The 12,373-nt window shown below is 36.7% G+C and carries 12 protein-coding genes; 11 read left to right on the top strand and 1 reads right to left on the bottom strand.

Features of this window, described 5'->3' with window-relative positions; all coding sequences use genetic code 11:
- Window positions 1-21 precede the first annotated feature (21 nt).
- The 11 genes from NSS71_RS23415 to tuaH all read left to right on the top strand — a co-directional run bounded on the left by NSS71_RS23415 (window position 22) and on the right by tuaH (window position 11,641).
- Window positions 22-825, top strand: a complete 804-nt coding sequence (locus NSS71_RS23415) for an energy-coupling factor transporter ATPase (RefSeq protein WP_172885213.1) — start codon at window positions 22-24, stop codon at window positions 823-825.
- Window positions 810-1,667, top strand: a complete 858-nt coding sequence (locus tag NSS71_RS23420; protein ID WP_061801204.1) for an energy-coupling factor transporter ATPase — start codon at window positions 810-812, stop codon at window positions 1,665-1,667. Before NSS71_RS23415 ends, NSS71_RS23420 begins: the two co-directional genes overlap by 16 nt.
- Window positions 1,664-2,458, top strand: coding sequence for an energy-coupling factor transporter transmembrane component T family protein (locus NSS71_RS23425; RefSeq protein ID WP_095257965.1), 795 nt, complete (start codon window positions 1,664-1,666; stop codon window positions 2,456-2,458). The genes NSS71_RS23420 and NSS71_RS23425 overlap by 4 nt, the downstream gene beginning before the upstream one ends.
- 788 nt (window positions 2,459-3,246) lie before the next feature.
- Entirely contained in the window at window positions 3,247-3,906 is a 660-nt protein-coding gene (locus NSS71_RS23430; protein WP_251689101.1) for a sugar transferase, read from the top strand.
- Window positions 3,907-5,349: a teichuronic acid biosynthesis protein TuaB gene (gene tuaB, locus NSS71_RS23435; RefSeq protein WP_047944268.1), complete on the top strand. Its 1,443-nt coding sequence runs from the start codon at window positions 3,907-3,909 to the stop codon at window positions 5,347-5,349.
- Between the two features lie 30 nt (window positions 5,350-5,379).
- On the top strand, window positions 5,380-6,609 hold the full coding sequence (gene tuaC, locus NSS71_RS23440; protein WP_341152072.1) for a teichuronic acid biosynthesis protein TuaC: 1,230 nt from the start codon (window positions 5,380-5,382) through the stop codon (window positions 6,607-6,609).
- Window positions 6,606-7,535: an NAD-dependent epimerase/dehydratase family protein gene (locus NSS71_RS23445; RefSeq protein WP_341152073.1), complete on the top strand. Its 930-nt coding sequence runs from the start codon at window positions 6,606-6,608 to the stop codon at window positions 7,533-7,535. Before tuaC ends, NSS71_RS23445 begins: the two co-directional genes overlap by 4 nt.
- Window positions 7,536-7,554: 19 nt before the next feature.
- Complete coding sequence (locus NSS71_RS23450) at window positions 7,555-8,994, top strand: O-antigen ligase family protein (RefSeq protein ID WP_341152074.1); 1,440 nt, start codon at window positions 7,555-7,557, stop codon at window positions 8,992-8,994.
- A gap of 29 nt (window positions 8,995-9,023) precedes the next feature.
- Window positions 9,024-9,689, top strand: a complete 666-nt coding sequence (locus NSS71_RS23455; RefSeq protein ID WP_341152075.1) for a hypothetical protein — start codon at window positions 9,024-9,026, stop codon at window positions 9,687-9,689.
- Between the two features lie 15 nt (window positions 9,690-9,704).
- Complete coding sequence (gene tuaG / locus NSS71_RS23460; protein ID WP_047944264.1) at window positions 9,705-10,454, top strand: teichuronic acid biosynthesis protein TuaG; 750 nt, start codon at window positions 9,705-9,707, stop codon at window positions 10,452-10,454.
- 20 nt (window positions 10,455-10,474) lie between these two features.
- Window positions 10,475-11,641, top strand: a complete 1,167-nt coding sequence (gene tuaH / locus NSS71_RS23465) for a teichuronic acid biosynthesis protein TuaH (protein WP_341152076.1) — start codon at window positions 10,475-10,477, stop codon at window positions 11,639-11,641.
- Window positions 11,642-11,681: 40 nt separating this feature from the next.
- On the opposite strand, the gene NSS71_RS23470 is transcribed toward tuaH, so the two are convergent.
- Window positions 11,682-12,104, bottom strand: a complete 423-nt coding sequence (locus tag NSS71_RS23470) for an Rrf2 family transcriptional regulator (protein ID WP_047944262.1) — start codon at window positions 12,102-12,104, stop codon at window positions 11,682-11,684.
- Between the last annotated feature and the right edge of the window lie 269 nt (window positions 12,105-12,373).

The raw sequence follows: 12,373 nt of genomic DNA on the forward strand, positions 1-12,373 counted from the left end.
TCTATGGAGGGGGTATTGATTTTGCGCACCGTTTTGGAAGTGGAGGAATTAAGCTTTCGGTATGATAAAAAGCATGATAAGAGTCATGTGGAAAATGTCTCCTTTCTATTAAGAGAGGGAGAATGGACAGCGCTAATTGGTCATAATGGAAGTGGAAAATCCACCTTAGCACATTTACTCGTCGGCTTGCTTCAACCCGATGAAGGGAAAATTAAGATAAATGGAGTTATTCAAAAGAAATGGCAAGGTGCTCAGGGGATTGGTATTGTTTTTCAAAATCCAGAAAATCAATTCATTGGAACAACTGTAGAAGATGATGTGGCTTTCGGGCTGGAAAATATAAATATGTCTTATGAAGAAATGCATGAAAGAGTGGATCAAGCACTAACAGATGTAGATATGCTCGGTTTTCGCATGGTGGATCCTTCTCAATTATCAGGTGGACAAAAACAAAGGGTCGCAATTGCAGGAATGCTGGCATTAGAGCCCAAGGTACTTATATTGGATGAGGCCTTTGTTATGTTAGATCCAAGAAGTCGCAAGGAATTAATAGCAATTATACGCAAATTAACAAATAAGGGAATGACAATCCTATCCATTACGCATGACATGGAAGAAGCTGCACAGGCTGATAGAGTAATGGTCATGGAACAAGGGAGAATAACAAAAATTGAAAGTCCCTCTCAGTTGTTTTATACAGATTCTACTTTAGAAAAACCATTTGCAGAGAAACTCAGAGAATCTTTGAAAAATAGAGGGAGTAAGGTTCCAGATAAATATATGACAGAAGAAGAAATGGTGCGATGGATATGCGAATCGAATTAAAAGATGTATCCGCCAATTATCAAATTGGGCCAATCCGTAAACCCAATATATTAAACTCCTTAAATCTTACTATTGAATCAGGTACTTTTACAGCGCTTATCGGTAGGACTGGTGCAGGAAAATCAAGTCTATTAAAGATATTGAACGGCTTGCTTCTTCCAACAAAAGGAAGCATTCGTATAGGAGAGACAATGATAGAATCACCTATCCAAAAAGAGAATATTCGTAAAATCCGAAAGCAAGTGGGAATGGTGTTCCAATTTCCAGAGTCCCAATTATTTGCGGAAACAGTGGAAAAGGACATTTGCTTCGGTCCGCTTAACTTTGGCGTATCGTTAGAAGAAGCGAAAAAAAAAGCTGCACAGGTGATTGAGCTAGTGGGCTTAGAGCAGTCTGTTTTATCAAAATCCCCCTTTTCTTTATCGGGAGGACAAAAAAGGCGAGTGGCGATTGCAGGAATATTAGCAATGGAGCCATCTGTCCTTGTTTTAGATGAACCTGGTGCCGGGTTGGATCCGCAGGGGAAAAAGGAAATAATGTCTCTTCTAGCTACTTGGCATAAACAAGCGTCTTTAACGACTATTCTCGTTACACACGATATGGAGGATGTGGCTTTATTCGCAGACCAAGTTATTTTAATGGATCAAGGAAAAATTATCAAATCGGACAAAACAAAAATGATTTTTTCAGATCCAGCTTTATTGGAAAGTTGGGGGCTGGAAATGCCACAGGCTCGGTATTATCAAATGAAAATTGAACAAGAAACAGGAATAAAATTACCAAGGGTTTGCTTAACGCTGGATGAATTAGCAGATGCTTTAGTTTCGGTGGGATTAGTATGAATAAATTAATATTAGGAAGATACTTTCCGGGAGAATCATGGCTTCATCAGTTGGATGCTCGGGCAAAAATGATTTCTGTCCTTTTACTTATAGCTATGCTATTTATAGCAGATAATTGGATGGCCTACTTATTTTTATGGATGATTACCCTTTTCATTATGCACTTATCACAAGTTCCTTTCCGTACCTATGTACGAGGAGTCAAACCAATGATATGGCTCATTCTATTTACTGTAATACTGCAGGTACTATTTACTTCTGGCAGTAATGTATATATATCATGGGGGCCAATTACTATTTCAGAGTATGGATTAATAAATGGAATCTTTATCTTTAGTCGTTTTGTTCTTATTGTATTTTTATCTACTGTCTTAACATTAACTACAAAACCAATCGATTTGACAGATGGAATAAATAAACTGCTATCTCCATTGCGTTTTATTAAGATGCCTGTAGATGATATTAGCATCATGTTATCTATTTCCTTGCGATTCATTCCAAACTTATTAGATGAAACACAAAAAGTAATGGATGCTCAAAAGGCAAGAGGGACGGAGTTTGGCCAAGGCTCATTATTTCAGCAGATGAAAACATTGGTCCCTATTTTCCTTCCTTTATTTGTAAGTTCGTTGAATAGGGCTGAGGACATGGCTAATATGATGGATGTTAAAGGATACCGTTCGGGAATAAAACGATCGGCATTTCGAAGAATATATTGGCAGAAACAAGATACATGGTGTTTATGTAGTGTATGTTTTATTGGAGTGATTACGGTTTTATTAAGCGGATAATAAATCACCTAATGTATAAAAATTTATTTTATTCACGGACCGTAATAAACTTACATGGAGCCTCTGCGGGCGTTATTAATGAGCCAGGAAGCCAGCATTATCAATAGCTGCTCATCTTCCCAAGGATATCATGCCCGCCTCTCTATATAAAGGTGGTTCTAAGCGTTTGGAAAAATTTATACAAATTCACCGCTTTTGTACATAGTTAAACTAGCACTTCCAGATTCCTATAGGAGCTTCAATAAATTTATATTTTAAATACAGCATGTGGGGAATTCTGTTACTTTTTTCCTCTGCTCCACTTCCTTCCCCAGAGAACTCTTGTTTGTTAATTTCCCCCTTTTTTAATGTATAATCCGTACTTGTTCCAACTTTTTATATGAACCTACTTTTTCCTTATTCATAACGCAGTGACTAGGAAGCTCAGGCGTAGCCCCATGAAAAGCGAAGTGTATTCAGGCTGCGAGTGATTACCACAAACTTTCTTTCTTAAAATAAATAAAAAACCCAAACAATTATACGAATATTTTTTTAGTGTGTACGTATAATTGCTCGGGGTTAAATTTGATTGAAATACTTATTTCTCCCCCTCTTTTTATGTATACTTCCCCTCTTCGCTTAGTAAAGGAGTAATTCAAATCAGTTTAGCATGCACCATTTTATGACAAAATCAATCGGAAATTTACAATCCTTTACTATTCCTTAAAATAGATTCAATGATTTATTAACATTGGAACCCTATACTAAATCTGATAGCTCAGATAGATAAAACTTTGAGGTGAAAAAACATGCAGGCTAACAGGAGTATCCATATTTTAAAAGAGATATCAATTGTACAAGCAAATAACCTTAAATCTTCTAAAAAAGTTTCCTTTTATCAAGTTTTTAAAAGAATGATGGATCTCTTTATAGCAAGTATAGGTATTGTTATAACTCTCCCGTTGATTCTTCTATTTGCTATTCTCATTCGCATAGATTCACCAGGTTCTCCCTTTTATGTGCAACAAAGGGTTGGGAAGAATGGCAAATGCTTTCGTTTAATTAAATTGCGATCGATGAGAATGGATGCAGAAAAAGACGGAGAAAAATGGGCAGAGGTAAATGATCCAAGAATTACAAAAATTGGTGCGTTTATAAGAAAAACAAGGATTGATGAGCTACCACAATTATTTTCTGTTTTAAAAGGTGATATGTCTATTATTGGACCAAGACCGGAGAGACCTTCTTTTACGGAACAATTTAGCAAGGAGATTGATGGTTTTTCGAATAGGCTGCTAGTAAAGCCAGGATTAACTGGCCTTGCCCAGGTAAACGGTGGGTATGACATCACACCAAGAGAAAAGCTAACTTACGATCTTCAATATATTAATAATGTAACATTTTCTTTAGAAATGAAAATTTTAGTAAAGACGATAAAAGTGGTGCTCACAGGAGAGGGTGCAAGATAATTGGACTCCATAAAAAGCAAGATTAACAGTGGAGCAAAATGGACCAGTATAGCAACGTTCGTTATTACTCTCTTACAGATTGGACAGTTTATCGTACTAGGCAATATCATGAGTGCAAAGGAATTTGGCATGATTGGCATGCTGACGACAATCAGCATCTTTGCACAAATTTTTGTTGAATTAGGCTTAGGGGCTGCAGTCATCCAAAAACATCATGCAACAGAAAGGCAGTTATCTACCCTTTTTTGGATAAATGTTCTTTTAGGAATATTTATTTGTTTCCTTATGCAGGCAGCAAGCCCCATTATTGCAGATTATTTTCAAACAAAAGAGTTAGAGGGAAAAGTCAGATTACTATCAATCGTATTTTTGATCGCGCCTATAGGACAGCAGTCACAGTACTTAATGCAGCGAGACTTATCGTTTAAGACATTAGGAAAGATCGAAACGATATCTAATGTTTTAAGCTTTAGTCTCTTAATTGGACTGCTCCTTTTTTTAAAGCAAAATCCAGTTAATGCTTATGTATGGTCACAGGTTTGCCTTTATTCCTTGAAAGGGATTCTTTTTTATATTTGTTACTTCCCAAAGTGGAGACCAAGCTTTGTGCTAGATATCAAAGCATGTAAAGAATTTTTCTCTTTTGGCGTGTATCAGCTTTTATCTAGGCTCGTAAATCGTTTAGGAAGCAATATGGATATGTTGTTGATTGGAAGATTTATGGGCATGGAAGCATTGGGGATTTATAACCTAGTCTATCAAATTATAACTATTCCCGTTCTTAAGTTAAATCCTATTATAACGAGAGTTGCCTTTCCGGTGTTTGCGAAAGATAAAAATAATAATCGGGCATTAGAGAGTGGTTATTTATATATGACCAAATTATTAGCAATTGTGTCGTTTCCATTGTTATTAGGGCTCTATGCTGTTGCAGATTTAGTTATCCCACTCTTCTTTGGAGAGCAATGGATGGCGGCTGTTCCTGTTTTGGAAATTATGATTATAGTAGGAATTCTAAGGGTTCTTATGAATCCCAATGGGAGCATTATATTAGCAAAGGGAAAAGCAGACATTGCTTTTTATTGGGACTTAGGAGTATTAGTTTGTTATGGTTTAGCATTATTAGCTGCAGTTCGGAGTAATCAGCTGGAAATAGTAGCATGGACATATGTGGGTGTAAGTATTCTTAATTTTATCGGTGGGAGAATCCTATTAACTAGAATGATCGGGCTTCAGCTAAAAAGTTATGTAAAAGTGTTGCTGCTGCCATTTATTCTTGCAGTGGTCAGCAGTGGGATTGCATTCCTGTCAAAAACGCAAATGATTTCTATTCATAATAATTTGGTTTGGGCACTTGTATGGTCTGTGTTGATAAGCGGGATTAGTTATTTGCTGCTACTGCATGCATTAAAGCATGTAGCATTTCGAGAAGAATATCAATAAAGGAATAAGCTGAACGATAGGATGTGTATCATGAAAGTATTGTGGATAACGAGTGTTTACCCTAGTGCAGATAACCCTGGAAGCGGGGTGTTTCATGAAACACAGGTAAGAGCATTATCCTCTTTAGGAGTGGATATAACAGTTATTAATCCAGTTCCATTAAATCCTTTTTTCTTTCGACTATGGAAGAAAAAATATCATAAAAAGAACTATCCATATTTAGAGAAAAGGCATGGCATAAACATATATAGGCCTGTGTATAGGGCGACACCTGGTCAACTTCGCTGGTTCCAGCCAGATAAGCGCATTGCAGAATGTATTCTTAAAACTTGGAAGAAAGAGAACATAGAGGTCGATTTGATCCATGCACACTTCGCTATGCCTTCGGGAGGGGCAGCAAGAATTGTTGCCGCTAAATGTAAAAAGCCTTGGCTGCTCACATTACATGGAAGTGATGTCCATATTTATCCATCATTTAGTCGAAGTGCGGAACGGATTTTTCAAAAAACGGTAAAGTCCGCAGATGAAGTTATTGCCGTAGGAGAACATCTTGCTGCTGCAGCTGAGACAAAAACTGGGAGAAAATGTATGCCGTTACCGATAGGAATTGATTTATCGAAATTTAAATTACCGCAGGCAGCCAATTTAAAAGCGAGCTATAGAGAGGAATTAGCATTACCTGTTAATAAAAAAATCATTTTGTTTGTAGGGCGTCTTGTGAAAGAAAAAGGGATTTTTGAATTAGCAGAGGCATTATCTTATCTTCCGGAAGATTATGTAGTGGTTTATGTGGGGGCTGGCCCAGAAAAAGAAAAGCTGCAAAAAAATAATTTGTATAATAAACGATTATTCTTAGCAGGACAAATTCCTAATGAGATAGTAAGCGATTATTTGTCAGCATGCGATACTTTTATCTTACCGTCCTATTCGGAAGGATTACCGACCGTTGTTATAGAGGCGATGGCTTTGAAGATACCGACAATTTGCACAAGTGTCGGCGGGATACCTGATTTATTTGGAGAGTACACCAATTTGCTGATTCAGCCTCGGTCGGTACAAGCGATTGTAACAAGAGTGAAAGAGCAAGCAGCTGATGCAGCCTTGTTTGACAAGGCTGCAGAACAATTATATCAGCGTGTTCTTGATAACTATTCTGCAGTTGATAATGCTAAAAAACTACTGGGAACTTACCAAGAATTGGCGAGCAAGTCGATAGAATCTACTAATCAATTAAATCACTTTTGGGAGGAAGCGAAATGACCAAGGTTCTTGTTACTGGTGGAGCGGGCTTTATTGGTTCACATATTGTAGAGAGTTTGTTAGAAGAAGGATATGAAGTAATAGTTATCGATAATTTTTCTACGGGTAAATTTGAGAATATACAGGATTTAGCTGTTAAAATATGCCCGTTTGATATAACAGATTCTCGTGTGATTGATTATATTGTCGACTTAAATCCTGATTTTATTATTCATCAAGCTGCCCAAGTAAGTGTGGCAGAATCAGTGCATGACATATTACATGATGAAAATGTAAATGTAAAAGGATCATTACATGTCATTAAAGCAGCTATTCGCGGTTCCGTCCGGAAAATACTATTTGCCTCTTCGGCAGCTGTATACGGGAATCCAGTGAAGATCCCTGTTACGACAGAACATCCAACTTTGCCGGAATCACCCTATGGATTAACAAAATTAACGGTCGAAAAATATTTGAAGTTAGCTTCTAAATTATATGGACTGTCGTATGGAATTTTAAGATATAGCAATGTCTATGGACCGCGGCAGGATGGTAAAGGAGAAGGTGGGGTTATCTCTATTTTTGCTGATCGTGTTTTTGAAGAAAAACCACCAATTATTTACGGTTCTGGAGAACAAACAAGAGATTTCATTTATGTAAAAGACGTTGCGAATGCAAATTTACATGCGTTAAAGCAGGACGAAAATCTTTGCCTGAATATTTCATCCAATAACCGAATCTCGATAAATCAACTTTGGGAGAAGATAGCTGATATAAGCGAGGTACCATTAAAACCAATTTATAAAGCAGACAGAGAAGGCGATATTCTCCATAGTATTTTATGCAATGAACAGACCATGCAACAACTGAATTGGCAGCCACAAACCAATTTAGAATATGGATTAAGAGAAACGCTATTCTCATCTAAACAAGTTTTACAAAAGTAGGGAGGAAGGATTGTAGAAGTTGGGAACTAACCGTACAGTAAGCAAAACAATAGGATTCACCGTATTAGGGATCGGTTGTCTTACCGTTTTATATTGGACAACGATGTATCAATTAACTTGGATGCTTCCCATCGTATGTATATGGATTGCGATTCAATTAGGAATATATTTGAAGTCAGTCATAACACTTGATCAGTTATTTCAAAATGTCATGTATGTCTTATTGCTTTCCACTTTTCTTAACCAATCCATTCTTAGTGTGAAAGTTGGTGCTTTTTCTGTTTTCTTATACAGAATATTGCTATTATTAGCAATTGTTTTATATATGGGCACTGCTTTTTACAGAAAAAGGATGGTACAGGATTTTAATCGCAGTGGGCTACCGTTTATTTGGTTGTTCTTTGGTGGATGGATTCTTTATGGAACCATTTCGATTCTTTGGTCTATTTCTATTATTGCTTCCCTTAAATACATGTCCTTATTGATAATGGGAATAGCATTTGTCTATTTAGCGAATGTGACATTTAAAACACGGCAACAGCTAAAGTACTTTTTGGCAGGATGGCTTGGAATGACCATTTTATTAGTGGGAATAGGATTCGTGAATTATTTCTTTTCTATTCAATTACCAAGTTCCGGTCTGTATGGTGCTTCCAGTTATAAACTATCGTATCCAACAGCCGTCTTTTACAATCAAAATGATTTTGCTGTCTATTTAGGCATTTCTTTTTTCTTCTTTTTAGCTGTTGTAAAAAATACCAAGAGAACAATGCTGAAGGGATCTACGTTTGTTTTTAGCGTCCTAGTCTTCCTGCTTATTTATTTAACGGAATCACGTGCTGGAATACTTGCCCTTGCAGGAGGCGGATTAGTGTATATATTCCTGATCATTCCAAAGTGGTGGAAGAAACTAATATTACGAATTAGTCTTGGAGTAGGAATACTAGGAGGGATTTTGTTTGCTAACAGAGGATTTAGTAAAATTCAGAGTCTTATAGAGTTAGCCGGACAATATGAGCTTAATGAAGTGTTACCATCAAACTTAGCGAGAATCAATCTTTTAAGAAATACGTTTTCTTATTTGCTCGATTCTTACGGATTTGGAATCGGAGCAGGAAATATTCCTTATTATCTGGAGTATAAGAGTTATTTTCCAACAGGAAATGTCTACCAAGTGCATAATTGGTATGCTGAAATCGCCGGCAACTTTGGGTTAATGATTTTGTTTGGCTACTTAATGATATTGATTTATGCATTTATATCATTCTATCGAGCATACGAGAAGGCGGACAGCGGTACCGATAAAATGTTGTTAGAGGCGTGTATGATCGGAATGGTAGCATTCGTTATTTCGAGTATCAGCCCAAGCTCTGTGATGAACTTATATTTTCATTGGGTATTTCTTGGGTTTATTTTATGTACTCTGTCTGTTTATAAAAATAGAAAGCTAGAATCTTAACTTTCATAGCAGAAAGGGAGAGTTCGTTTGTGAGGTCTGTTTTATCAATTATAGCAGCTAGATGGAAAAAATATTTTATCCCTTTATTATTGCTTAGTGTCCTTTTAGGAGCAATAGGATGGTTTGTCCCAGCTGGGAAAGAAAAGGGAGCAGTTAAAGCAGAGGCCACTATTTTACTAGGGAATTATGAAAATGAGTACTTAAATAATAGTGAAGTAATTGCATCCTTATTAAGAAATGAAACGACTTTTGTACACTATTTACCCAGTGTCGATATAGAGAAGGAACAGCTTCTTATTTCTGCGGATACCCCTAAAAAGATCAGCTTTACACTTACTGGTTCAAGTGAACAAGAAGCCGTAGATTCCTTATCAGAATTAGTAGCTGCCTTTCTGGAAATGGATCAACAGTATTATCAAGAAAAAGAAGAAATTATCTCAGAAAGCATTGATCAGCTTCAAGAAAAACCTGTTCAAGCAGAATCAGCTGTTGATCAACAACGATTTCTATATGAACTAAAAACGAAACAAGTAAATATGCAGCCAGCAATGTTAGTTAAGGATGTCGCAGCAATAAGTGGGGATAATCGTGTAATCTCTCCCCAAGATCGAGCGCTAATGGGTGTAATGATCGGCATCATGCTCAGTTGTTTATGGATAATTTATCCGGTGTTCTTAAAATCCGAGATCGAATAAAGAGGTGAGTGGGAGATGGTTCCATCTGTATCCATTATTATGCCTTCCTATAATTGTAAAGAGTATATATCTTTTAGCATCCAGTCTGTTAGGGAACAAACATACACAGATTGGGAACTGCTCATTGTTGATGACCATTCCACAGACGGCACAGTCGAGGTATTAAAAGAATGGGAAAAAGTAGAGGAGAGAATTCGAGTTTTTTACCGAACGGTTAATGGAGGAGCGGCTGTTGCTCGGAATATGGCGCTCGAGCATGCGCGTGGAAAATATATTGCCTTTTTAGACAGTGATGACCGATGGAAACAAGAAAAGCTTGAAATTCAACTAGCATATATGAAGGAAAATCAGTATGCTTTCACCTTTACTGCTTATGAGTGTATTGATCAAAAAGGAGAGCGGATAAATAAATATATTCGGGTTCCTGAGCAAGTGGATTATCAAACCATGCTAAAAAATACAATTGTTGGCTGTCTGACTGTTCTAATTGATCGTGATCAAGTAGGGGATTTTCAAATGCCCAACATCCGTACTCGGCAGGATCTAGCAACTTGGTTAATGATTTTGAAGCGAGGTTTCCGTGCATTTGGCTTAAACGAAATATTAGCAGAATATAGAGTAGGAAATGATTCTATCTCTAAAAATAAATGGAAAGCAGCAAAAAATAATTGGCATGTTTATCGTCAAATAGAGCAGTTAAATTTCTTGCAGTCATCCTGGTATTTTTCTCATTATGCTTATAATGCTATTCGGAAGAGACTGTAGAAGGTAGAGGAGCATAGAAAATGAGAACAATCCATGTTATCGTTGCAACTGGCGTTTGGAATTTAGACAATTTGACTTATCGAAGACATCGATTTGCAGAGTTTCTGCAAAAACAGCAGGAAACTGAGGAAGTAATCTGGTTATGTCCAGGGGAAAAACAGACATCAGAAGTAACGAGGTTAGAAAATGGTATTTACCAGTGGATAATCAGTGATTTGGGAAATTATAAAGTACAACGTTTCGCTCGATTTATCCCTTTTTTCCACCAAAAGAAGCTCCGAAGTTTAAGTAATTATTTAGCAGAAAAGAAAGGGGATTATTTGGTGAATTTATGGTATACCTATCCTGCTTTTCCGACTTTGCATAAGATATATTCATGGGATCAAATCGTTTATGACTGCAGTGATTTATGGGCAGAACAATTGAGCGGGAAATTTTCTTTCCTTTCTTATTTAAAGCAAAAGATCATCTATCAAAGTGAACAAACAATTGTTGAAAAAGCAAGTTATATTACTTGTACTTCATGCTTTTTAGCGGCGGAAATAATAAGTAGAACACCAGCCTATCGAGACAAGATTTTTACGTATGAAAACGGAGTAGAATACCAGCTTTTTCAGGAACAGAAGAATAGGGAGCCGGTTATTGAGAAAGAAGGGCTGATGATTGGGTACATTGGTGGGATTAAACCAAAACTTGATTTTGAATTAATCCAGCAAATTGCACAAAGAAGAAGAGATTGGACCATTTTATTAGTTGGACCTGATGGAACGAATAACAGCCCGGAATTTATGAAATTATTGAAGGAACCAAATATTCGATGGATGGGAAGTGTCCCGAGAAATCAGGTTCCTGCTTATATGCATATGCTTGATATAGGGATTATGCCATATAAGGATACTCCATATAATAAGGCTATTTTTCCATTAAAGCTTTTTGAATTTCTTGCTGCTGGAAAACCAGTGATAGGGATGAACTTGCCTTCAACAAAAGGATATGTGGAAGGAGGCGTTTATGAACTTTTGCTAGGGGAGACAGAAGTGAATCAATTTATTCATGCCTGTGAAAAGATGGCAGAGAATGCTGGTAGCCAAGCGTGGCAGAGCAGAAGAAAGCAACTTGCCATGTTAAAAGATTGGGAGAATATCTTCCAAGAGATGATCCAAGTCGACAAAAAAACTAGCATATGAGGATACCTGATGGCTAGTTTTTTTGTCGTTCTTATTCAGGCTAAATTTTACTGTATATTTCCATTTCATCCATTATATCTTGTAATGTAATATGTTCTAATTCCTTTTCCATTGTTAGTTGGATGGTAGAAAAAGTCTGGTTTAAGATTGGATGAATTTTGCTTCCTATCGGGCAACGGTGATTTGGATGATCATGTATTGCGAACCATTCACTTTTTGATTGAACGGCTAAATAAATGTCTAAAAGGGTAATATCAGCAGGAGGTTTTAATAAGGATGCCCCAGAAATGCCTGCTCTGCTCGTTAGCATTCCTCCTCTTTTCAAAAGTCCGCACATTCTTCTTATCACTACAGGATTTGTATTCACACTTTCTGCAATAGAATCAGAGGTTATTTGTTCGTATGGTTTCGAGGCAATTAAAGATAGGATATGAATAGCAACAGATAGCCGGCTGTTAGCCATAATAGATAAACACCACCAATCAAATTTTTTGTCATTCATTAGGAATACGTTATAATTGTTGCGTTGATAAAATTGATAGCGAATCCGAAGAGAAGCGCTTACATTACGTGGCTACTATTATTATACAATGGAATATAAGGGCATAATCAGCTAATTTGCGATTTAATTGTGAACAAATAGACACAAAAAAAGCGATGATGGTGAGAAAGAAAATGGTCATGATGCTTTATAATAAAAAAAGCTATTAATAAGAAGGTATTTAGAAGAGG

This window comes from Niallia sp. FSL W8-0951 (assembly GCF_038006525.1).
Taxonomy (GTDB): domain Bacteria; phylum Bacillota; class Bacilli; order Bacillales; family Cytobacillaceae; genus Niallia; species Niallia circulans.

Bases quoted from the DNA above. Each gene is read 5' to 3' on its own strand.
- NSS71_RS23445 (WP_341152073.1), top strand. From the start codon at position 6,606: ATGACCAAGGTTCTTGTTACTGGTGGAGCGGGCTTTATTGGTTCACAT.
- tuaG (WP_047944264.1), top strand. From the start codon at position 9,705: ATGGTTCCATCTGTATCCATTATTATGCCTTCCTATAATTGTAAAGAG.
- NSS71_RS23420 (WP_061801204.1), top strand. From the start codon at position 810: ATGCGAATCGAATTAAAAGATGTATCCGCCAATTATCAAATTGGGCCA.
- NSS71_RS23470 (WP_047944262.1), bottom strand. From the start codon at position 12,104: ATGGCTAACAGCCGGCTATCTGTTGCTATTCATATCCTATCTTTAATT.
- tuaH (WP_341152076.1), top strand. From the start codon at position 10,475: ATGAGAACAATCCATGTTATCGTTGCAACTGGCGTTTGGAATTTAGAC.
- tuaC (WP_341152072.1), top strand. From the start codon at position 5,380: ATGAAAGTATTGTGGATAACGAGTGTTTACCCTAGTGCAGATAACCCT.
- NSS71_RS23430 (WP_251689101.1), top strand. From the start codon at position 3,247: ATGCAGGCTAACAGGAGTATCCATATTTTAAAAGAGATATCAATTGTA.
- NSS71_RS23425 (WP_095257965.1), top strand. From the start codon at position 1,664: ATGAATAAATTAATATTAGGAAGATACTTTCCGGGAGAATCATGGCTT.